General features: G+C 68.2%; 16 protein-coding genes. 10 read left to right on the forward strand and 6 right to left on the reverse strand.

Annotated features, from left to right (window positions below; all coding sequences use genetic code 11):
* Positions 1-20: 20 nt before the first annotated feature.
* From AAYO93_RS01060 to AAYO93_RS01090, 7 genes are all read left to right on the forward strand, one after another.
* Positions 21-110: a potassium-transporting ATPase subunit F gene (locus AAYO93_RS01060; protein WP_345763179.1), complete on the forward strand. Its 90-nt coding sequence runs from the start codon at positions 21-23 to the stop codon at positions 108-110.
* Positions 111-1784 carry a potassium-transporting ATPase subunit KdpA gene (kdpA, locus tag AAYO93_RS01065; protein ID WP_345763180.1) on the forward strand — a complete coding sequence of 558 codons (1674 nt, stop codon included), beginning with the start codon at positions 111-113 and terminating at the stop codon, positions 1782-1784.
* 5 nt (positions 1785-1789) lie between these two features.
* On the forward strand, positions 1790-3940 hold the full coding sequence (gene kdpB, locus AAYO93_RS01070; RefSeq protein WP_345763181.1) for a potassium-transporting ATPase subunit KdpB: 2151 nt from the start codon (positions 1790-1792) through the stop codon (positions 3938-3940).
* 23 nt (positions 3941-3963) lie between these two features.
* Positions 3964-4587 (forward strand): K(+)-transporting ATPase subunit C, encoded by a 624-nt coding sequence (gene kdpC, locus AAYO93_RS01075; RefSeq protein ID WP_345763182.1) that lies wholly within the window; start codon positions 3964-3966, stop codon positions 4585-4587.
* A 68-nt stretch (positions 4588-4655) separates the two neighbouring features.
* Positions 4656-7094, forward strand: coding sequence for an ATP-binding protein (locus AAYO93_RS01080; RefSeq protein WP_345764932.1), 2439 nt, complete (start codon positions 4656-4658; stop codon positions 7092-7094).
* 1 nt (position 7095) lies between these two features.
* Entirely contained in the window at positions 7096-7803 is a 708-nt protein-coding gene (locus AAYO93_RS01085; protein ID WP_345764933.1) for a response regulator transcription factor, read from the forward strand.
* A gap of 148 nt (positions 7804-7951) precedes the next feature.
* The gene (locus tag AAYO93_RS01090; RefSeq protein ID WP_345763183.1) at positions 7952-9931 is read left to right on the forward strand and encodes a DUF6777 domain-containing protein; all 1980 of its coding nucleotides are present in this window, start codon (positions 7952-7954) and stop codon (positions 9929-9931) included.
* Positions 9932-10020: 89 nt separating this feature from the next.
* Here AAYO93_RS01090 and AAYO93_RS01095 read toward each other — a convergent pair whose 3' ends face one another.
* Positions 10021-12372 (reverse strand): excinuclease ABC subunit UvrA, encoded by a 2352-nt coding sequence (locus AAYO93_RS01095; RefSeq protein ID WP_345763184.1) that lies wholly within the window; start codon positions 12370-12372, stop codon positions 10021-10023.
* Positions 12373-12509: 137 nt separating this feature from the next.
* Between AAYO93_RS01095 and AAYO93_RS01100 the strand changes: the two genes are divergently transcribed.
* Positions 12510-13613 (forward strand): winged helix-turn-helix domain-containing protein, encoded by a 1104-nt coding sequence (locus tag AAYO93_RS01100; RefSeq protein WP_345763185.1) that lies wholly within the window; start codon positions 12510-12512, stop codon positions 13611-13613.
* Between the two features lie 158 nt (positions 13614-13771).
* Here AAYO93_RS01100 and AAYO93_RS01105 read toward each other — a convergent pair whose 3' ends face one another.
* Together AAYO93_RS01105 and AAYO93_RS01110 are read right to left on the reverse strand one after the other, a co-directional pair.
* Positions 13772-15439, reverse strand: a complete 1668-nt coding sequence (locus AAYO93_RS01105; protein ID WP_345763186.1) for an FAD-dependent oxidoreductase — start codon at positions 15437-15439, stop codon at positions 13772-13774.
* 39 nt (positions 15440-15478) lie between these two features.
* The gene (locus AAYO93_RS01110) at positions 15479-15967 is read right to left on the reverse strand and encodes a DNA alkylation repair protein (protein WP_345763187.1); all 489 of its coding nucleotides are present in this window, start codon (positions 15965-15967) and stop codon (positions 15479-15481) included.
* A 166-nt stretch (positions 15968-16133) separates the two neighbouring features.
* Between AAYO93_RS01110 and AAYO93_RS01115 the strand changes: the two genes are divergently transcribed.
* Positions 16134-17027: a hypothetical protein gene (locus tag AAYO93_RS01115; RefSeq protein WP_345763188.1), complete on the forward strand. Its 894-nt coding sequence runs from the start codon at positions 16134-16136 to the stop codon at positions 17025-17027.
* An 11-nt stretch (positions 17028-17038) separates the two neighbouring features.
* Here the strand turns inward: AAYO93_RS01115 and AAYO93_RS01120 are convergent, their stop codons facing one another.
* The gene (locus tag AAYO93_RS01120) at positions 17039-18508 is read right to left on the reverse strand and encodes a PQQ-binding-like beta-propeller repeat protein (protein WP_345763189.1); all 1470 of its coding nucleotides are present in this window, start codon (positions 18506-18508) and stop codon (positions 17039-17041) included.
* Positions 18505-19086, reverse strand: a complete 582-nt coding sequence (locus AAYO93_RS01125; protein ID WP_345763190.1) for a TetR/AcrR family transcriptional regulator — start codon at positions 19084-19086, stop codon at positions 18505-18507. Before AAYO93_RS01125 ends, AAYO93_RS01120 begins: the two co-directional genes overlap by 4 nt.
* 72 nt (positions 19087-19158) lie before the next feature.
* Between AAYO93_RS01125 and AAYO93_RS01130 the strand changes: the two genes are divergently transcribed.
* Entirely contained in the window at positions 19159-21486 is a 2328-nt protein-coding gene (locus tag AAYO93_RS01130; protein WP_345763191.1) for an MMPL family transporter, read from the forward strand.
* A 90-nt stretch (positions 21487-21576) separates the two neighbouring features.
* Here the strand turns inward: AAYO93_RS01130 and AAYO93_RS01135 are convergent, their stop codons facing one another.
* The gene (locus AAYO93_RS01135) at positions 21577-21894 is read right to left on the reverse strand and encodes a hypothetical protein (protein ID WP_345763192.1); all 318 of its coding nucleotides are present in this window, start codon (positions 21892-21894) and stop codon (positions 21577-21579) included.
* Between the last annotated feature and the right edge of the window lie 69 nt (positions 21895-21963).

Below are 21963 nucleotides of genomic sequence, written 5' to 3' on the forward strand. Positions count from 1 at the left end.
GGCAGAGGGGTGGAGAAGCTGTGATCTTCTTCAACCTGCTCGCGGCGGGGCTCGCCGTCGCGTCGCTCGCGTACCTCGTGTACGCCCTGCTGAAGCCGGAGAAGTTCTAGATGCCCTTCTGGCTTTTCGTGGCCCAGCTGGCCACGCTCGTCCTGCTGCTCGGGCTGAGTTATCGCCCGCTCGGCGACTACATGGCAGCGACCTTCACCTCGAAGAAGGACCTGAAGATCGAGCGCGGGTTCTACCGGCTCATCGGCGTGGACTCCCGCGTCGAGCAGAGCTGGCCCGTCTACCTCCGCAGCGTCCTCATCTTCTCGGTGCTCGGCGTGCTGTTCCTCTACGCCCTGCAGCGCGCCCAGGCGATCCTGCCTTACTCACTCGGGCTCCCTGCGATTCCTGAGGGGCTCTCGTTCAACACGGCGATCTCGTTCGTGACCAACACCAACTGGCAGTCCTACTCGCCTGAAGTGACGATGGGCTACACGGTGCAGATCGCCGGCCTCGCGGTGCAGAACTTCCTTTCTGCAGCAGTCGGCATCGCTGTGGCGATGACCCTGGTGCGCGGTTTTGCTTCGCACCGCTCGGGCACCATCGGCAACCTGTGGGTGGATGTGACCCGCGCGACCCTGCGCATCTTGCTGCCGCTCTCGGTGGTCTTTGCGATCATCCTGGTCATCGGCGGCGCCGTGCAGAACTTCAACGGCTTCGAGCATGTGACGAGCGTGACCGGTGCGACCGCCACGATCCCGGGCGGGCCCGTTGCTTCGCAGGAGGCGATCAAGGAACTCGGAACGAACGGTGGTGGCTTCTTCAACGTCAACTCTGCGCATCCGTTCGAGAACCCGACGGCGTGGACCAACCTCGTCGAGATCTTCCTGCTCCTGCTGATCCCGTTCTCGCTTCCGCGCACGTTCGGCAGGATGGTCCGCGACAACCGACAGGGATACGCCATCCTCGGCGCGATGTCGACCATCTTCCTGATCACGCTGATCTCGATCACGCTGTTCGAGTTGCAGGCGGGCGGAAGCGCGACGCAGGCTGCCGGTGCAGCGATGGAAGGCAAGGAGCAGCGATTCGGAATCCTCGGATCCACGCTGTTCGCAAATGCCACGACACTGACCTCGACCGGTGCAGTCGACTCGATGCACGACAGCTTCACACCGCTCGGCGGCATGATCACCATGCTGAACATGATGACCGGTGAGCTGGCGCCCGGTGGTGTCGGGTCCGGTCTCTACGGCATCCTGATCATCGCCGTCATCGCGGTGTTCCTCGCCGGCCTCATGGTCGGACGCACCCCGGAGTACCTCGGCAAGAAGATCGGGTCTCGCGAGATCAAGCTGGCGAGCCTGTACATCCTGATGACACCCACCCTTGTTCTTCTGGGCACGGGCCTCAGCTTCGCGATTCCTGCCGTCGAGCAGAGCATCACAAAGGTCTCGATCTGGAATCCCGGACCGCACGGCTTCTCGGAAGTGCTGTACGCGTTCACGTCGGCCGCGAACAACAACGGTTCGGCATTCGCAGGACTCACGGCGAACACTCCGTGGCTGAACGCAGCACTCGGCGCCGTCATGTTCCTCGGGCGCTTCATCCCGATCGTCTTCGTGGTCGCGCTGGCCGGTTCGCTGGCCGCACAGGACAAGGTGCCCGCCACGGCCGGCACGTTGCCGACGCATCGTCCACTGTTCGTCACGTTCGTGGTGGGCACGGTCGTCATCGTCGCAGCACTCACGTACTTCCCCGTTCTCGCGCTGGGTCCCCTGGCAGAAGGGCTTCACTAACCACAATGTCCACACTCACTGACACCTCTTCACCGACGGGTCGCTCGTCGGGACAGAAGGCGCCGCAGGGCGCATTCAATGCCCGGCAGCTGATCGCCGGCCTCCCGGGAGCGTTCCGCAAGCTCAACCCGAAGGACATGTGGCACAACCCCGTCATGTTCATCGTGGAGATCGGCGCGGCGCTCACGACGATCCTTGCGATCGCCCAGCCGTTCCTCGGCCCGCAGACCTCGGGCGGATCGCCGGTCACGCTCGCCTTCACCTGGGCGATCGCGATCTGGCTGTGGCTGACCGTGCTCTTCGCCACCCTCGCCGAGTCGGTCGCCGAAGGCCGCGGCAAGGCCCAGGCGGCCAGCCTGCGCAAGACGCGCACGACCACGGTCGCCAACCGAGTCGCCGACTACGACGAGAAGACGGATGCGTCGGCGACCGGCGCGCAGGTCGCCCAGGTCGCGTCCGCTGATCTCCGCCTGAACGATGTCGTCATCGTGACGGCAGGGGAACTCATCCCGGGCGACGGCGACATCATCTGGGGCATCGCCTCGGTCGACGAGTCGGCGATCACCGGCGAGTCTGCTCCGGTCGTCCGCGAGTCCGGCGGTGACCGCAGCGCCGTCACCGGAGGCACCCGCGTGCTCTCCGACCGCATCGTCGTGCGGATCACGAGCAAGCCCGGCGAGACCTTCGTCGACCGCATGATCAAGCTGGTCGAGGGGGCGTCGCGCCAGAAGACGCCGAACGAGATCGCACTGAACATCCTGCTGGCCGCGCTCACGATCATCTTCGTGGTCGTCGTGCTCGTGCTCGGTCCGACTGCCGGCTTCGCTAATGCGGCACCGGGCGTGACCGTGCTCGTCGCCCTGCTGGTCTGCCTCATCCCGACCACCATCGGCGCGCTCCTCTCGGCGATCGGCATCGCGGGAATGGATCGGCTCGTTCAGCACAACGTGCTCGCGATGTCGGGCCGTGCGGTCGAAGCGGCAGGCGACGTGACCACGCTCCTCCTCGACAAGACGGGCACGATCACCTACGGCAACCGTCAGGCAGCCGAGTTCACGCCGGTCTACGGTGTCGAGCAGCTCGACCTCGTCAAGGCGGCCGCGCAGGCCTCGCTCAGCGACCCGACACCCGAGGGCTCCTCGGTCGTCGCGCTCGCCGAGAAGCAGGGCTTCGTGCAGGTCGGCGAGCTGGACGGCGAGGTCGTGCCGTTCACGGCCCAGACGCGGATGAGCGGAGTCGACTTCGCCGACGGCAGCCAGGTGCGCAAAGGCGCTGCGTCGATGCTCATCGCGTGGGCGCAGGAATCGGGGCCGATCGCCTCGTCCATCCTCAGCGACCTCGACGAGAAGGTGGACGCGATCTCGCGAGCCGGTGGCACACCGCTGGCCGTCGCGACGAAGTCCCCGACCGGTGCCGCGACCATCCTCGGGGTCATCTACCTCAAGGACATCGTCAAGACCGGACTCGCCGACCGCTTCGCGGACATGCGCAGGATGGGCATCCGCACCGTCATGATCACCGGTGACAACCCGATCACGGCCCAGGCGATCGCCGCCGAGGCCGGCGTCGACGACTTCCTCGCCGAGGCCACCCCCGAAGACAAGCTGGCTCTGATCCGCAAAGAACAGGAGGGCGGAAACCTGGTCGCGATGACCGGTGACGGCACGAACGACGCTCCGGCGCTCGCTCAGGCCGACGTCGGCGTCGCGATGAACACGGGGACGTCGGCGGCGAAAGAGGCCGGCAACATGGTCGACCTCGACTCCGACCCGACCAAGCTGATCGACATCGTCAGCATCGGCAAGCAGCTGCTGATCACCCGCGGGGCGCTCACCACGTTCTCGATCGCCAACGACGTCGCGAAGTACTTCGCGATCATCCCGGCGATGTTCGTCGGAGTGTTCCCCGGGCTTCACGCGATCAACATCATGCAGCTGCACTCGCCGTCGTCGGCCATCCTGTCGGCGATCATCTTCAACGCACTCATCATCGTGATTCTGATCCCGCTCGCCCTCCGCGGCGTGCGCTACCGGCCGTCATCCGCATCCCTGCTGCTGCGCAGCAACCTGCTGATCTACGGACTCGGCGGAATCATCGCCCCCTTCATCGGAATCAAGCTGATCGACCTCATCGTCAGCCTGATCCCCGGATTCTAGAAAATCGGAAACGGACACACATCATGAACGCGTCAGTACGCGGAACGGGTCGTCAATTCTGGGTCGCGGTGCGGGCCTTGGCTCTCTTCACCGTCGTGCTCGGAGTCGTCTACCCGCTCGTCATCACCGGCATCGGGCAGCTCGCGATTCCGGCACAGGCGAACGGGTCCGCGATCAGCTACCAGGGCACGGTCGTGGGCTCCAGCCTCATCGGCCAGTCGTTCACCGACAAGAAGGGCGACCCACTGCCGCAGTGGTTCCAGTCCCGACCGTCGGCGGCGGGCACGGGTTACGACGCCGGCGCCTCCAGCGGAAGCAACTGGGGACCGGACAACCCTGACCTGCTGAAAGCCATCAATCAGCGCAAGTCGCTGATCGAGAAGACGGATGGCGTCGTCGCGAGCCAGATCCCGGCGGATGCGGTCACCGCATCCGGTTCGGGGCTCGACCCGCACATCTCGCCGGCGTACGCCCTCCTCCAGGTCGACGCCGTCGCGCAGGCGCGCGGCATCAGCGCAGACAGTGTGAAGAAGCTCGTCGAGTCGCACACCCAGCAGCGCGACCTCGGCTATCTCGGCGAGCCCACGGTCAACGTGCTGCAGCTCAACCTCGCGCTGGCCCAGCTGGACCCGGCCGGAAACGAGTAGGGCTCGTGGGGACTCGCGGACGACTCCGGGTGCTTCTCGGCGCAGCACCCGGCGTCGGCAAGACGTACATGATGCTCGAAGAGGGACACCGGCTGCGGGACACGGGCAAGGATGTCGCCGTCGCGGTCGTGGAAACCCACGACCGCGCGGCGACGGCCGCCATTCTGGACGGGCTCGAGCTCATCCCCAGGAAGACCGTCGAGCATCGCGGCATCACCCTCACCGAGATGGACCTGGATGCGGTGATCGCGCGCCACCCCGACATCGCGCTGGTCGACGAGCTCGCCCACACGAACGCGCCGGGCTCGCTGAACGAGAAGCGCTGGCAGGACGTCGAGACGATCCTGGCCGCAGGAATCGACGTGATCTCGACCGTCAACGTGCAGCACATCGAATCGCTGAACGATGTGGTCGAACAGATCACGGGGGTTCCGCAGCGGGAGACCATCCCCGATTCGATCGTGCGGAGCGCCACCCAGATCGAGGTCGTCGATCTCACCCCGCAGTCCCTGCGCGACCGCCTGGCGGAAGGTCAGGTGTACCCAGCCAGCCGCATCGACGCCGCGCTCTCGAACTACTTCCGCCTGGGCAACCTGACGGCGCTGCGCGAACTCACCCTGCTGTGGCTCGCCGACGAGGTCGACAGCTCACTCCAGCGCTATCGCGCCGAGCACGGCATCGAAGAGAAATGGGAGGCGCGGGAACGCGTCGTCGTGGCGCTCACCGGAGGCCCGGAGGGGGAGACCCTCCTGCGTCGAGGCGCACGCGTGGCCGCGCGGTCGGGCAGCGGGGAGCTCCTCGCCGTGCACGTCGCGAGCCAGGACGGACTGCGGGTGACGGATCCGGCAGCCCTGGCCGTGCAGCGCAAACTGGTCGAAGAGCTCGGCGGGACATTCCATCAGGTGGTCGGGACGGACATCCCGGAGGCGCTGGTCGCCTTCGCCCGGGCCAGCAACGCCACCCAGCTGGTCATCGGCGTCTCCCGGCGCAGCCGCCTGACCGCGCTCCTCACCGGGTCGGGAGTCGGGGCCACGGTCGTCCGCGAGTCCGGCGACATCGACGTCCACATCGTCACGCACGGGGCGGCGGGCGGACGGAACCTGCCGAAGTTCAGGCGAAGCGGTGCCCTGAGCGTGCGGCGCCGTGTCTACGGGTTCGCTCTCGCGCTCATCGCGGGACCGCTCCTGACCCTCCTGCTGCTGCCGATCCGCAGCCCCGACTCGCTCACCGCCGCGGCCCTCGCCTACCAGCTGCTGGTCGTCGTCGTGGCCCTCGTCGGCGGCATCTGGCCCGCCCTCTTCGCGGCGATCCTGTCGGGGCTCACGCTCGACTACGTCTTCGTCGCACCGTATTACACGCTGACGATCGGCCGGCCGACCCACCTTCTCGCGCTCGCCCTCTATGTCGTCATCGCCGTGCTCGTCAGCGTGGTCGTCGACCAGGCCGCGAGGCGCACCCGCTCGGCCGCGCGAGCATCCGCCGAGTCCGAGCTGCTGGCCACCATCGCAGGCGGCGTGATCCGCGGAGGCGACGCGGTGCAAGCGCTGGTGTCCCGCACCCGCGAGGCGTTCGGGCTCACGGGGGTGCGGCTGATCGCCGCCGACACTGTGACCACCGATGGAACGGTCGACGAGAACGAGCATCCGACCATGGTTCCGGTTGGATCGCGAGGCACCCTGGAACTGTTCGGCGAGGACCTCCGTGCCGAGGACCGGCGGCTCCTCACTGTCATCGTCACGCAACTGGATGCCGCGCTCGAGCATCTCGACCTCAGTACGGCCGCGAAAGAGGTCGGACCCCTCGAAGCGACCGACCGGGTGCGGACGGCGCTCCTCGCGGCGGTCGGACACGACCTCCGACGTCCGCTCGCGGCTGCGACCGCCGCGGTGACCAGCCTGCGATCGGCAGACGGCAGGCTCTCGGAACGGGACAAAGAGGAACTGCTCGAAACCGCCGAGCAGAGTCTCCAGGGCTTGTCGGACCTCCTCACCAACCTGCTCGATGTCAGCCGGGTGCAGGCGGGCGTGCTGGCGATCTCCCTCGGCGCGGTGGACCTCGAAGACATCCTCCCTCCCGTTCTGGACGAACTCTTCGTCAGACCGGGCGACGTCGTCGTCGACGTTCCGTCCGACCTCCCCGAGGTGCGGGCCGACGCGATCCTGCTGCAGCGGGCGATCGTCAACCTGCTCACCAATGCATTGCGCTACTCGCCGAAGGGCGAGCCGCCGCGTATCAGCGCCAGCGCGTTCAGCGGCATGGTGGAGATCCGTGTGGCCGACTCCGGGCCGGGCGTGCCCGACGAGCGCAAGGAGGAGATCTTCCACCCGTTCCAGCGGATGGGCGACACCGACAACACGGCGGGAATCGGGCTCGGGCTGGCGCTCACGAAAGGGTTCGTTGAAGGCATGGGCGGCGTCCTCGAACCGGAGGACACGCCGGGCGGAGGACTCACCATGGTGCTGTCGCTGCCCATCGAGCAGGGTTCGGACGCGGATGGGGATGCGTGACGTGAAGATCGTGGTCGCGGACGACGACCCCCAGATGCTGAGCGCTCTGCGCATCATCCTGAGCGCGCACGGCTACGACGTGACTCTCGCGCGCAACGGGAAGGCCGCGCTCGCCGCGGTGGTCGACACCCGGCCCGACCTGGTCGTCCTCGACCTGGGCATGCCGCAGCTCAGCGGGCGGGAGGTGATCGAGGCGATCCGCGGGTGGAACGCTGTGCCGATCCTCGTCGTCTCGGGCCGCACCGACTCGGCCGACAAGGTGGGCGCGCTGGATGCCGGCGCCGACGACTACGTCATCAAGCCGTTTGCGGCGGACGAACTGCTCGCCCGTATCCGCGCCCTCACCCGCAGGGGAGGCGGGACGGGTGAGGATGCACCGATCGTGCGCTTCGGCGAGGTTTCGGTCGATCTCAGCGCGAAGATCGTCTCGATCGGGAGCGGTGACACGGCTAAATCGGTCAGGCTGACGCCCACCGAATGGCAGATCCTCGAGGTGCTGCTGCGCAATCCGCGAAAGCTGGTCACGCAGCGCAGCATCCTGACCGACATCCGCGGCCCGCAGCACGTCGGCGACAGCGGGTATCTCCGTCTCTATATCGCCCAGTTGCGCAAGAAGCTCGAGCCCGATCCGGCGCGGCCGCGGTACATCCTCACGGAGCCGGGCATGGGGTACCGGTTCCAGCCCGACGCGGAGGAGTCCGGCGACTGATGCCACCGCACTCGCTCTGTCCGAGCGCACGTCGAGGTACGAGTGCGCGCGCGCTCACCAAGTGCGAATCGCCCGCCGACACCTAAAGTGAGCTATTATCAGTTTGTGCTGATCGGGTGGATGCCACCGGAACGGCCGCGACGCTGAGATGTCAGAGCCGACGGCTCCATCGAAGCGACGCGTGTGGTGGTGGATCGCAGGCGCGATCGTCGCCGTGATCGTGATCGCCGCGCTGTCCGTCACTGCGATCGCCGTCGGCAACAGCTCGGCCGGCACGGCGGTGACGCTGGTTCCGTCGTCGACCCCGGGCGCGAATCCGTTCACCGACACTGTCGCCGGTGCCTCTCTCCCGTCGGCATCCGACTCGGTCGTGAAGAAGAGCGCCGAGCTCCGCACCACCCTGCCGACGGCGAAGAGCACGAAGATACCCGTCGCGACCGGCACCGCACCCGGACTCTACGGAGGAAGTGGCAACGCCACGATCTGCGATCCGCAGAAGCTGGTCGACTTCCTCGCTGCGAACCCGAAGAAGGCGGCCGCCTGGGCTCACGTCCTCGGGATCTCGGTCGCGAGCATCCCGAAATACGTCGCGTCCCTGACGCCTGTGCTGCTGAACAGCGACACGCTGGTCGGCAACCACGGCTACCGGAACGGTGTTGCGACGTCACTCCTTTCGGTGCTTCAGGCCGGCACCGCGGTCATGGTCGACGCGACCGGAACGCCGCGGGTGAAATGCAACTGCGGCAACCCGCTCACACCGCCGCAGCTCATCGCCCTGCCCTCTGCTCACCTGATCGGACCCACGTGGAAGGGCTACGCGCCCTCCTCGGTGATCGCGGTCCAGCCGGGCAAGAGGGTCGACTCGCTCTCGCTGGTGGATGTGGGCACCGGCACCGTCTATGCGCAGCCCGTCGGGTCGGGTGCGAACGCGTGGGTCGCCGCATCCTGGGCGTCCAGCGACGGAACGGGCATCGTGGGCCAGACGAAGATCCAGACGAGCGCAGACGGAGTGACCTGGAATGCCGTCGGGCTGATCCCTCAGCAGATCGTGACCGGGCTCGCGTGGGGCGGCGGGCTGTGGGTCGCCGTCGGGCTCCCGCCGTCCATCCAGTCACCGCAGTCGACCATCCTCACCAGCCGGGACCTCCGAACCTGGACGACGGTGGCCAGCGTGCCCGGCCGCCTGACCGGCGTCGCCTACGGTGACGGACAGTGGGTGGCCGTGGGCACCCCGACCCCGCATCTAGGCGACGCCGGCTTCGTCTATGACAGCGCCGGCCTCGTGTACTCGAGCGCGGACGGGAGCCAGTGGCATCCGATGACGACGATCACCGGTGCCATCCAGACTGCCGGGCTCGACGGGTTCGAGTCGGTCGGCTTCGGGGGCGGAAAATGGATTGCGGTCGCCGGTGGCATGCAGAAGGCGGGACTTCTCACCTACGAGAGTGCTGACGGTTCTGCGTGGACGGTGCAGAACGACGACCCGCTCGGCACCCAGACGAATCCGCACGTCGCATACAGCCCGGCCGACTGGCTGATCACGGCCAGTCCCGTGGGGCCCCAATTCGGGGGAGCGCCGACGGATGGCGTGATCGCCGTCAGCACGGACAGCACGCACTGGCAGGTCGCGCCCGCAACCGGGCTCACCCAGAAGTCGGTCGAGTCCGTCGGGTTCGGGGCGGGGCGCTGGCTGGCGACCACGGAGGAGTCGGACCTGCCGAACCCTTCGCACGCGCTCGTCGTGTCGCAGGTGCTGACGAGCACCGACGGGACCGCATGGACGCGGATCGGCAGCATCGGCGGCCCGATGGGAGCGATCGCCTACGGCGGCACGCCGTCCGGTACGCCTGCTCCCACCCCGACGCCGGTGCCGACGGCAGGAGCCGCGCCGGACTGCAGCGCGGCTGCGCTTCAGGCAGCGCTCACGGCGGCCGGGCGGGACGGGAAGGTCGGCGAACACGACTGCTCCGGTGTGTGGGGGGTGGCCGGCGTCGGCCTGACAGACGCCGAGATCACCCAGCTCTTCAAGTGGGTGGATGGCACATGGGTTCTGCAGGACCGCTCGGTCATCTGCGCGCAGAACATCCTGCCTGCCGAGCTGGCGAATCCCGTCTGCCACAGCAACTGAGGCCGCGCGGCCACCATCGCACTAGTTCTGTCTCACCGCACTACGTAGACCTGGTGCGGTGAGACAGAACTAGTGCGAAACGCGGGCGGTCACGCCCCGACGTACGCCGCGAGGTGCTGGCCGGTCAGCGTCGATCGCGCAGCCACCAGGTCCGCGGGCGTCCCCTCGAAGACGATGCGCCCGCCGTCGTGCCCGGCACCCGGCCCGAGGTCGATGATCCAGTCGGCGTGCGCCATCACCGCCTGGTGATGCTCGACCACGATGACCGACTTGCCCGAATCCACGAGACGGTCGAGCAGCCCGAGAAGCTGTTCGACGTCGGCGAGGTGGAGCCCGGTGGTCGGCTCGTCGAGGATGTAGACGCCGCCCTTCTCCGACAGGTGCGTCGCGAGCTTGAGCCGCTGCCGCTCGCCGCCGGACAGCGTGGTGAGCGGCTGGCCGAGGCTGACGTAGCCGAGGCCGACGTCGGCGAGCCGGTTCAGGATGGTGTGGGCGGCCGGAGTGCGCGCGTCGCCCGAGCCGAAGAACTCCGCGGCTTCGGTCACCGGCATCGCGAGCACCTCGCTGATGTCGCGGCCGCCGAGGTGATATTCGAGCACCGACGAATCGAAGCGCTTGCCCTCGCAGACCTCGCAGGTGGTCTCGACGCCGGCCATGATTCCGAGGTCGGTGTAGATGACACCCGCACCGTTGCAATTGGGGCACGCGCCTTCGGAGTTCGAACTGAACAGCGCCGGCTTCACGCCGTTCGCCTTCGCGAATGCGGTGCGGATGGGGTCGAGCAGCCCCGTGTAGGTCGCCGGGTTGCTCCGCCTCGACCCGCGGATCGCAGCCTGATCGATCGACACCACGCCTTCGTCTTCGCGGATCGACCCGTGCACGAGTGAACTCTTGCCCGAGCCGGCGACTCCCGTCACGACGACGAGCACGCCGAGCGGGATGTCGACGTCGACGTTCTGGAGGTTGTGGGCCGTCGCGCCGCGGATCGGCATGGTTCCCTTCGGCGCGCGCACCGCATCCTTGAGCGCGGCCCGGTCGTCGAGATGGTGACCGGTGAGGGTGCCGCTCGACCGCAGCCCGTCGAGTGTCCCCTCGAAGCAGATGGTGCCGCCGGCCGAACCCGCGCCCGGGCCGAGGTCGACAACGTGGTCGGCGATCGCGATCATCTCCGGCTTGTGCTCCACGACGAGCACCGTGTTGCCTTTGTCGCGCAGCCGCAGCAGGAGTTCGTTCATCCGCTGGATGTCGTGCGGATGCAGTCCGATGGACGGTTCGTCGAACACATAGGTGACGTCGGTGAGCGACGACCCGAGGTGGCGGATGATCTTGGTGCGCTGCGCCTCGCCGCCCGAGAGCGTGCCTGCCGGACGGTCGAGGGAGAGATAGCCGAGCCCGATCTCGACGAACGAGTCCAGTGCCTGCTGGAGGCCCGCGAGCAGGGGTGCGACAGACGGCTCGTCGAGGCCGCGCACCCATTCGGCCAGGTCGCTGATCTGCATCGCGCACGCGTCCGCGATGTTGAGACCGGCGATGCGCGACGACCGTGCGCCCTCGTTGAGCCGGGTGCCGCCGCAGTCCGGGCAGGCGCTGAAGGTGACCGCGCGATCCACGAAGGCCCGGATGTGCGGCTGCATCGACTCCTTGTCTTTGGCGAGCATCGACTTCTGGATGCGCGGGACGAGCCCTTCGTACGTCATGTTGATGCCCGCGATCTTCATCCGGATCGGCTCGTGATAGAGGAAGTCGTGCAGCTCGGTCTCCGTGTAGTCGTGGATCGGCTTGCTCGGGTCGACGAAGCCCGACTCCTTGTAGAGCCTGCTGTTCCAGCCGGCCGCGGTGTACCCGGGCACGGTGATCGCGCCTTCGTCGAGCGACTTGCTGCCGTCGAAGAGCTCGGCCAGGTCGATGTCGTTGACCACGCCCATCCCTTCGCAACGCGGGCACATGCCGCCGAGGAGGGTGAAATCGCGCCGCTCCTTGGTCGTCCCCGCACCCTTCTCGATGGTGATCGCGCCCGATCCGGTCGCCGAGGCGACGTTGAACGAGAACGCCTGTGGAGAGCCGATGTGCGGCTGGCCGAGCCGGCTGAAGAGGATGCGCAGCATCGCGTTGGCATCGGTCGCGGTGCCGACCGTGGAGCGCACGTTGGCGCCCATCCGCTCCTGGTCGACGATGATCGCGGTCGTGAGCCCGGCGAGCACGTCCACATCCGGCCGCCCCAGCGTCGGCATGAAACCCTGCACGAACGCGCTGTACGTCTCGTTGATCATGCGCTGCGATTCCGCGGCGATCGTGCCGAACACGAGGGAGCTCTTGCCCGAACCGGAGACGCCGGTGAACACGGTCAGGCGGCGCTTCGGCAGCTCCACACTGATGTCTTTGAGGTTGTTGACGCGGGCGCCCTGCACGCGGATTCGGTCGTGGCTGTCGGCGATTTCCATGGCGTTCAGCCTATTGCGGGCCTCCGACGGGACGCTTCTCGAATCCTGACCCGTATGGCCTGTCGCCTTCGGCCGAGGGGTCGCCGATCTGGCGCCGGGCCCTGTCGCTTTGCTGCCGGACCGGGAAATATGGTGACGTGACCGAACCGCACCGGCTGACCAGGCAGGAGGCGCGTCGCATCGCTGTGCGTGCCCAGCTCCTCGACGCGGCGCGTCCGGTCGACCTCCTCGACACCGTGCGCCGGCTCACGCTCCTGCAGTACGAACCGACCGCGGCCGTCGCGCCGAGTGCCGATCTGGTGCTCTGGAGCCGCCTCGGCCGGCTCTACCGTCCCGAGCAGCTCCAGCGGGCGCTCGGGGAGCACGTCGTGGTCGAGCTCCAGAGCATGATCCGCGCGGCGCACGACATCGCGCTCTACCGGGCAGGGATGCAGGCGTGGCCCGGGTCGGATGCGCGACCGTGGAAGCAGCATCGCGGCGCGTGGCTGCGTGCGAACGACGGATGTCGCCGTGACATCCTTGGGCGGCTCCGCCACGGCGGCCCGATGCTGTCGCGCGACCTGCCGGACACCTGCGTCGAGCCGTGGGAGTCGACGGGCTGGAACGACGGCCGCAATGTCGCGATGATGCTCGAGCTCATGGAGGCAGCAGGGGATGTCGCCGTGGCCGGTCGGCTCGGCCGGGAACGCCAGTGGGATCTCGCCGAGCGGATCTACCCCCACGATCCGGCGGTTCCGGAATCGGACGCGACCCGCGAGCGTGATGCGCGCCGGCTGCGGTCGCTCGGCATCGCCCGCGGTCGCGGCCCTGATGCGCAGGTCGAACCGCTGGTCGTCGCGGAAGCGGGGGAGCCGGCCGTGATCGAGGGTGTCCGTGGTGTGTGGCGGGTCGATCCGGCGCAGCTCGATCGCGATTTCGAAGGTCGGGTCGCGATCCTGTCCCCGTTCGACCGTCTTCTGTTCGAGCGCAAGCGCATGGTCGACCTGTTCGCGTTCGACTACCAGCTGGGTATGTACAAGCCGGCTCCGCAGCGCCGGTTCGGCTTCTACGCGCTGCCCATCCTCGACGGGGACCGGCTCGTCGGAAAAGTGGACGCGACGACCGACCTGCCGGCGACCCTGCTGCGGGTGCACCGCATCCACGAGGACGAGCCGTTCGCGCCTGCGCTCCGCGACGGCGTGCGGGCGGAGCTCGAAAGCCTCGCCGGGATGCTGCGCGTGCAGCTCGAGTTCGAGGCGTGAGCGCCCTCTCGCCGCACTACTTCGGTCTCGCCGCACTAAGTAGACGTAGTGCGGCGGGACAGAAGACGTGCGGCGACATACCCGCCGGCTTCGTGCACGGGTTTTGAACGTGTGCCCACGTTGCACCGCGTGCACCCGTTCCGAACGCCTGCGCGACGTCAGCCGGGCGCGAGCGCTCGATGCACCGACGCCACCGCGCTCGCGCCCTCGCCGACCGCCGCGGCGATCCGCTTCATGGAGCCGTGACGCACATCCCCTGCCGCGAACACGCGCGGGATGCTCGTCTCGAACGCCAGTGGTCGACGACCCAGCGCTGCCCAGGCCGCGTCGTCCCCGTGCACGGGCAGGTCGACATCGGTGAGCAGGAATCCGCTCGCATCGAGTTGGATGCCGCTCAGCCACGACGTGCCGGGCACGGCTCCGACGAAGCAGAACAGCGCGACCGCTTCGACGTCCGTGCTCTCACCTGTCGCCGACGAGGTGACAGTGATCGACGCGAGGTGGCTGTCGCCGTGGAGCGCAGTCACGTCGCTCGCGGAGTGGACGCGGATGCGCGGATGCGCCGTCACGCGGTCCGCGAGGTACGAGGACATCTTCGAGCCGATGGAGGGTCCACGCACGATCAGGCTGACCGAACAGCCGAGGTCGGCCAGGTAGATGGCGGCTTGCCCGGCCGAGTTCGCCCCGCCGACCACTGCGACGGGTCTTCCGGCGCAGGTGCGCGCCTCGAGCTCGGTGGCGGCGAAGAAGATGCTCCCGCCCTCGAAATCGTTCCAGCGGTCGAGGGGAAGCCTGCGATAGCGGGCTCCGGTGGCCACGATGATCGCCCGCGTGGTGATGCTTTCGCCATCGGCCATCGTGATCTCCGTGTGGTCGGAGTGGGAGACGAGGTCGGCCACCTCCGACGGCGCGGAGAGCCGCACGCCGAACTTGAGAGCCTGGACGATGCCGAGCTCGGTGATCTCGGCGCCGGAGACACCCGATGGAAAGCCGAGATAGTTCTCGATCCGTGAGCTTGCGGCCGCCTGGCCGCCCGGGGCGATCGCGTCGAGGAGCAGCGTCGAGAGCCCCTCGGATGCTCCGTAGATGCCGGCGGCCAGGCCGGCGGGACCTGCGCCGACGACCACCAGGTCGAAATGGTCGCCGGTCGTGCTGCGGTAGGACAGCCCGACTGCTTCTGACAGCAGGCGTGGCGTCGCGTTGGTGAGCACCCCTCCGCGGGTGACGACGACGGGCAGATCGGATACCGACTTTCCGGATGCCTCGAGCGACGCCCGGCCCGCCTCCGTCGAAACGTCACGCCAGCGATGCGGCAGCTCCATCCGCGACGCATATGTGCGCAGCGCCATGGCCTGTGCCGATCCTTCGAAGCCGAGGATCTCGGTCGTCTTGTCGGCTGCCGCCATGAGCAGGGCGCGCCGCGCACGGAAGGTTGCGAGGAGCAGCGCCGAGAGGGAGCCGTCGCTCGACATGAGCTGCTTGAAGGTGGCGTTGGTGATGCGGCAGACGCGCCCGGATTCGACGACGAGCGCGGTCAGCAGCGACGACTGGCCGGTCAGCATGGCCAGTTCGCCGAGGAATTCGCCCGCCTGCCATTGGGCCATCACGCGCGCGGGCGAGGAGACGGTGGCCTCGCGGATGATGTTGACCCGGCCCGACTCGACGACGAACATGTCCGGGTTGGAGTCGCCGACGCTGAAGAGGTGGGTTCCCTGCTCGACGTCCTCGGCGACGCCCAGTGCGACCAGCCGCTCGAAGGTCTCGTGGTCGAGCACCGGGTTCGCTGCCGTCCCGACGGGCACGCGGAAGGCGGGCTTGTCGCTCACCGAAGGCCTCGCACTGTGGCAGTGGACACAGGACTGATCCTACTGAATGTGAGGAATAATCGTTTCGGCGGCGCGACGCAGCCAGGGGTTCTCGTCGTGCGACCAGCGGGCGATGACGGCGAGCGCCCGCTGTCGGGCGACCCCATCGAGGCGGTCGAGCAGGGGGCGGATGACATCCTGGGTGAGCGGGTCGGCGAGCGCGGTGAGCGGGGCATCGCGCACGAATCCCTCGATGCGTGTGAGGTCGGAATTGTCGAGCAGGGAGACGTTCGACTGCAACAGGACGACGGCTGCGAGACGGCGCTCGAACACCGGCTCGGCCCACAGTTCGGAACTGAGGGCGGTGACCTCGTCGTGAGTCAGGTGGCGATACCGCTGACGCATGTCCCGAATCGTGCCACGCACCGCGCCGACCGATGCGCCATAGAAGCGGAGCTCGCTGCCCAGTCTTGTCTTCGCATCCTCGGCCCGGTACCCGTCGCCCTCGCGCTGAAGGGCTGCGTCGACGAATTCTGCGGCAGCACTCACCCCTCCATTCTCGCTGTCGGGACCGGACCCCCAGTGCGGGGGCGACCGCCGGGATTCCGTACAGGCACGGATCAGCGCAGCCGACGCGGCTCGATACGATCACGACACGCGGTTGGCCGCGGATCCATGCACGAAACGGCATATACGTCTTTCGAAAGGACGAATGATGACAACCGAGACCGCGCCTCGCGAGTACGCCTGGGTGCGCCACCTGCTTCCCCGCATCGTCGTCGGTGCGCTCATCGCGGGCGCGCTCGTCGCGGTGTATGCGGTCATCATCGGCCGCTTCGACGAAACGTGCTGGCGGCTCATCGGCACGATCTGCCTGTTCGTCTTCTTCTCGCTGGTGTCCTGGTACGACGCGGACGTCTCCGCGCGCCGCGCACCCTGGTTCGGCGCGGTCAGCGTCGTGACCTCCGCATATCTGCTACTCGTCGGGCTCGCCAAGATCTGGATCCCCACGACCTATGATCAGACCGCCCCGGTGTGGGCGCCGGTCGCGTGGTTCCTGCTCGTCGCCGTCACGCGGCTGGGCCTCCTGCACATCCATCTGGTGCTCAACACGCAGCGGCGTTTCACCGGGCCGATCATGTCGAAGGTCACTGTCAGCACCCTCGTCCTCGTCGGGCTCCTCACGGTCGGCCTGTCGCTGCCGCTCATCTTCACGCGCACCGACTTCGGCGAGGCCTACTGGCGTCTCATGGGCGTCATCGCGATTCTCGACGCGCTCGGCACCATCCTCATCCCGCTCACCTACTCGCTGTTCGGACCGAAGGGCGCCAAGCCTGTGCCGACCGCGACCGCCTCGCGTCAGGTCGCCAACCCGCTCTACGCTCCTCCCGAGCAGTGGAGCGGATCGGTGGCAGCCCCCGCCGCTCCCGCATCCACCCCGTCCGCGCCCACGACGACCCACCGTCGCGTGCCGGTGGCCGCCTATCCCACATTGTTCCCGGAGGCGGGCCTCCGCCTCGAGTGGCCGCGCTACATCAACGGCGCCCCACTTCCTGCGAAGCCGGACGGCACTCCTGACTTCACGGGCGTCGTCGGTTTCGGCGCCTGAGCAGGCGGCTCTCAGCGATACGCCACGACGCCTGACGACGTCCCGAGGAACAGCAGCCCGAGGCCGGTGCTCGGGGTCGCGAAGTTCGGTACGGATGTTCCGACCCCGATCGTCTGGATGAGGGCTCCGGTCCGCGCGTCGTACTCGCTGAGCGTCCCGTCCGGATACTGGGCCGCCCACAGAGTGGACCCGACCAGTGTCGGCGAGCTGTTCGCCCCGCTCATGAGCGGACCCACCGTGCTGTTCGCGAGGTCGACGGGCTGGATGCCACCGCCCCGGCACGGCACGAAGATCCGGTTGGTGGCGGCGTCGTAGGCCGGCCCGCCGTCGGGGTCGCTTCCGCAGATGCCGTGGATGGCCGCGACCGGCGCGAGGGTTGACTGCGTGAGGACGAACCCGATGTCGGTCTTGCCGACCGAGAAGACCGTCCCGCCGCGCAGCAGCACCGGATTGCTGGTCCCCAGGTCTTCGTCGCCGCCCGCCGTCTGGTCTTTGTACGCGGCCAGCGGCTGCAGCGTGGGTGACAGCTTCACCACGCTCTCGGCGAACCGGATGGGGTCAGGGCCTCCCTGGGGCGGGTCCGGATTCGCGTTCCCGGTTCCGACATAGAGGTTCCCGCTCGCGTCGATCGCGGGCGCGCCGCCGCCCTGCCAGATCGCGCCGCCCTCGCCATCCGGTGCAACCTCGAATGAGACGAGGTTCGGCGGGCCCGACTCGTTCACGCCCACCACCCAGCCGTGGTAGTGGCCGCAGTCCCCGTAGTTGCCGCCGTAGCTGATGTAGACGCGGCCGTTGGCGAGCGCGAGGGATGCGCGCTGCAGCAGGTTGACGGGGCTCTCGCCGGGTGGGAGGGGCGGGTCGACGGGCTCCGAGAGCACGACCTTCCCGGTGGCGACGCTGAAGCCTTCGAGCTGGTGGTGCACGGTTCCGCCGGCGCTCACCTCGCCGACGACGAACACCGTGCCGGTGGTCGCATCCACGACCGGCGTGCTCGTGATTCCGAGGGGGTCGATGTTGCCGCAGCCCGCGACCGCCCCGACGTTGGTCAGCGGGCTGCCCAGCGAGGCCGACCAGGCGAGCTGCCCGTTCGCCGGGTTCAGGGCGACGACCTGGTTCGTCTCGGTCGCCGCGATCACCCGTCCGGCTGCGACGACCGGCTGGCCGTAGACCGCGCCTCCAAGGTTCGCGCGCCACGCGAGGGTCGCGGGGGAGTGCGGCGCGGGCGCTGACACCGCCCCGGTCCGTGACTGGTCGGCGTGGTAACCCAGCCAGCTGTTGACTCCCGGTATCGCGACGGTCACCGGAGGCTGGATGCTCGTCGCACCGGGCGTGGGACGGGACGTCGCCGAGTGGCCGGTGGTGTGCGGACCGACGGGTGCGGTCGGCGCGCATCCCGCCAGCAGGAGAGCCGCGAGCACGCCCGCGCCGGTGCCGAGCGCGAGCCATCCCCGCTGTCCGAGCGTGTCCCGCCCGCTGATCATGGCGTCAGCGTAGACCCGAGCACAGCCTCGACCACGCGCGCCGCGTCGCCCGGTTCGAACGGTACCCGGCTGATCACGCGGAGGATCACCACACCCACGAGGGCTTCGCCGATCTCCCGCAGGGGAGCGTCGGGGCCGAGCTGCGCATCGTCGACGGCGGCCTGGAGGCGGATGAGCAGCGTGGAGCTCGCACCGAGGCTTTCGTTCAACAGCCGCCCGGTGTCGGCGTTCTCTGCCGCCGCGGAGACGAGCGAGCGCATGAGCGCGTCGCCACTCGGGTGATCCCGGAGCGCGAAGATGCGGCCGAGCCAGGTTGCGAGGTCGGCGCGGATGTCGCCCGTGTTCGGCGTGTTCAGGTCGTCGGGTAGCAGGAGGCCTTCGATCAGGCAGTCTGCGACGAGCGCACCCTTGGACGACCACCACCGGTAGATCGTCTGCTTGCCGACTTTCGCATCCGCCGCAATGCCTTCCATCGTGAGGTGGTCGTAGCCGCGTTCGGCGAACTGGCGGGCCGTCGCCTCGAGGATGGCCATCCGCGCCAGCTCGCTTCTCGCGGGCCCGCGTCGATGCTCAGTCATGCTCTCATCGTATCCGCAGAATACGAGACGATCCGTATCGTATTATCTATCGAGTGATCGAGAGGACCCTCCATGGCTGAACTGCTCTACCGTCTCGGCGCCTTCGCTGCGAAGCGCGCCTGGGTGGTTATCACCGCCTGGTTGCTGATCCTGGCGGTCGCTGTCGGTGGCTTCCTCCTCGGCTCCAAGGCGCTCACGAACAGCTTCGACATCCCGGGCACCGCCTCCGGCGCGGTGACGGATGCTCTGGCCAGGAAACTCCCGGACTTCAGCGGTGCGGCCGGCACCGTGGTGTTCACCACGAAAGACGGTTCGCCGCTGACGGCCGCACAGAAGCAGGGCATCAGCGCGCTCGTCGCCGACGCGTCGAACCTGCCCGACGTCTCGCAGGTGACCGACCCCTTCGCGACCGAGCAGCAGCGTGCCGCCCAGGCGAAGCAGGTGACCGACGGCACGGCGAAGATCGCCGCCGCGCGGGCGCAGCTCGACGCCGGCAGCAAGAAGCTCGACGCGCAGGCCCACAAACTCGCGCTCGGTGCCCAGCTGCTGACGCTCGCGTCGGACATCCGCTTCGTCTCGACCGACGGTTCGACCGCCAGCGTGAATGTCGCGTTCACCCAGCCGCGTCTCGAACTGTCGGAGAGCTCGAAGCAGGCGGTCGTCGACCACTTCGAGTCGAAGAAGATCGACGGGGTCGAGGTTGGATTCTCCACCGAGATCTCGCAGGGCGTTCCTGCACTCTTCGGTGTCGGTGAACTCGCCGGTGTCGTCTTCGCGGCCGTCGTGCTCCTCGTCATGCTCGGCAGTATCCTCGCCGCCGCGATGCCGATCGTCACGGCGCTCGTCGGGGTCGCCATCGGTGTGACCGGGTCGCTCGCGTTCTCGGGCATGATCCAGATGGCGTCGGTCACGCCCGTCCTCGGCGTGATGCTGGGGCTGGCGGTCGGCATCGACTACTCGCTCTTCATCATCAACCGGCATCGCAAACAGCTTCTGCAGGGGGCCGAGGTGCGCGAGTCCGTCGGCCTGGCGAACGGCACGGCCGGCAACGCGGTCGTCTTCGCGGGCTCGACGGTCATCGTCGCGCTCCTCGCGCTCAACGTCACAGGCGTCCCCTTCCTGGGCCTGATGGGAACGGTCGGCGCGATCTGCGTCGCCGTCGCGGTGCTGATCGCGATCAGCCTCACCCCGGCGCTCCTCGGACTGTTCGGGATGCGCATCCTCAGCCGTCGTGCCCGGGCTCGCGTCCGGCGCCACGAGCCCGGCTCCGAGATCCTGGACCAGGCGACCGCGAAGCCGGCGCGCCCGATGTCTACGCTGCGCGCGATCGTGACCGTCGTGGTCGGCGTCGTGGCGCTGCTCACGCTCGCGATCCCCGCGCTCTCGATGCGTGTCGGGCTGCCCGACGGCTCGACCGAGCCGGTCGGCTCGGCGTCATACCGCGCGTTCACGGTGACGGCGGACAAGTTCGGTCCCGGCGCGAACAGCACTCTCCTCGTCACGGCGGACCTGCCCGCCGGGCTGACCGACGACCAGGTGCTCGAGAAGCAGGTCCTGGTCGCCCAGAAGCTCGCAGACCAGAAGGATGTCGTCGCCGTCGCTCCGATCGCGGTGTCCGACGACCACAAGCTCGCCGCCTTCCAGGTCGTCCCGAAGGACGGACCGAACAGCGTCTCGACCGAGAAGCTCGTGCGCGACCTGCGGGGACTCGGCGACATCGACGGCGACATCTCACTGGGCGTCGCGGGTCAGGCCGCGATCAACATCGACATCTCGGAGAGCCTGGCGGCGGTCCTGCCCCTCTATCTGACGGTGGTCGTCGGCCTCTCGCTGATCATCATGATCATGGTGTTCCGCTCGCTGCTCGTGCCGCTGATCGCGACCGGAGGCTTCATCCTCTCGCTCTTCGCCACCTACGGCGCGATCGTCGCCGTGTTCCAGTGGGGATGGATGGGCGGAGCGTTCGGCGTCACCAGTACGGGCCCGATCCTCAGCTTCCTTCCCGTCATCCTGATCGGGATCCTCTTCGGCCTGGCGATGGACTACCAGCTGTTCCTGGCGTCCGGGATGCGCGAAGCCTACGTTCACGGGGCGGATGCGCGACTGGCGGTCATGAAGGGCTTCCGCGCCGGCAGATCGGTCGTGATCGCCGCTGGTCTCATCATGGTGTCGGTCTTCGGAGGGTTCATCTTCTCCGAGTCCACGATGATCCGCTCCATCGGGTTCGGGCTGGCCTTCGGTGTGCTCATCGACGCCTTCCTCGTGCGCATGCTCCTCATGCCGGCGCTCATGCACCTGCTCGGCCGTGGCGCGTGGTGGCTGCCGCGCTGGCTGGACCGCATCATCCCGAACGTCGACATCGAGGGCGCGGCCCTCGAGCGCCGCCACCACGTGATCTAGTCGCCCGCGCGATCGTCCTTCGCGAGCACAGGGTTGTTCCCGTTATCGGGCTCACATAACGGGAACAACCCTGTGCTCGGCGCTCGCCCCTCAGCGATGCGCGAACCGAAACGCCTCGTGCGCGAGGTCCGACCAGGACGCCTCGCTGTCGGGGCCTAGGGAAAGCCACTCCTTCAGGGGGCGACCCTTGCCGGCGTCGAAGCGCACGCCCTCGCCGTCGTCGACGAGAGATGTTACCCGCGCGGCCGGGAGTTTGACGACCAGGCGGTCGTGGGCGAGCATCGCGAAGATCCGACCCTGGAACCGCAGCGCCGACGACCCGAAACCGGCGGTCGCGCCGGGCGGAATCACCCCGTCGAGCGACGCGAACTCCTCGACGAGCAGCGCGAACCGGTCGGACGGATTCATGGGCCAATCCTTTCGCCTGCGGTCCCGCCGCACAACGGTCGAGCCCTGTCGACGCGGCCCCCGGCCCGT

It is taken from the genome of Diaminobutyricibacter sp. McL0608 (assembly GCF_039613825.1).
GTDB lineage: Bacteria > Actinomycetota > Actinomycetes > Actinomycetales > Microbacteriaceae > Diaminobutyricibacter.

Excerpts from the sequence above, each read along its gene's own strand:
- kdpA (WP_345763180.1), top strand. The coding sequence starts at position 111 with ATGCCCTTCTGGCTTTTCGTGGCCCAGCTGGCCACGCTCGTCCTGCTG.
- kdpB (WP_345763181.1), top strand. The coding sequence starts at position 1,790 with ATGTCCACACTCACTGACACCTCTTCACCGACGGGTCGCTCGTCGGGA.
- AAYO93_RS01080 (WP_345764932.1), top strand. The coding sequence starts at position 4,656 with ATGATGCTCGAAGAGGGACACCGGCTGCGGGACACGGGCAAGGATGTC.
- kdpC (WP_345763182.1), top strand. The coding sequence starts at position 3,964 with ATGAACGCGTCAGTACGCGGAACGGGTCGTCAATTCTGGGTCGCGGTG.
- AAYO93_RS01095 (WP_345763184.1), bottom strand. The coding sequence starts at position 12,372 with ATGGAAATCGCCGACAGCCACGACCGAATCCGCGTGCAGGGCGCCCGC.
- AAYO93_RS01120 (WP_345763189.1), bottom strand. The coding sequence starts at position 18,508 with ATGATCAGCGGGCGGGACACGCTCGGACAGCGGGGATGGCTCGCGCTC.
- AAYO93_RS01125 (WP_345763190.1), bottom strand. The coding sequence starts at position 19,086 with ATGACTGAGCATCGACGCGGGCCCGCGAGAAGCGAGCTGGCGCGGATG.
- AAYO93_RS01135 (WP_345763192.1), bottom strand. The coding sequence starts at position 21,894 with ATGAATCCGTCCGACCGGTTCGCGCTGCTCGTCGAGGAGTTCGCGTCG.
- AAYO93_RS01130 (WP_345763191.1), top strand. The coding sequence starts at position 19,159 with ATGGCTGAACTGCTCTACCGTCTCGGCGCCTTCGCTGCGAAGCGCGCC.
- AAYO93_RS01090 (WP_345763183.1), top strand. The coding sequence starts at position 7,952 with ATGTCAGAGCCGACGGCTCCATCGAAGCGACGCGTGTGGTGGTGGATC.
- AAYO93_RS01115 (WP_345763188.1), top strand. The coding sequence starts at position 16,134 with ATGACAACCGAGACCGCGCCTCGCGAGTACGCCTGGGTGCGCCACCTG.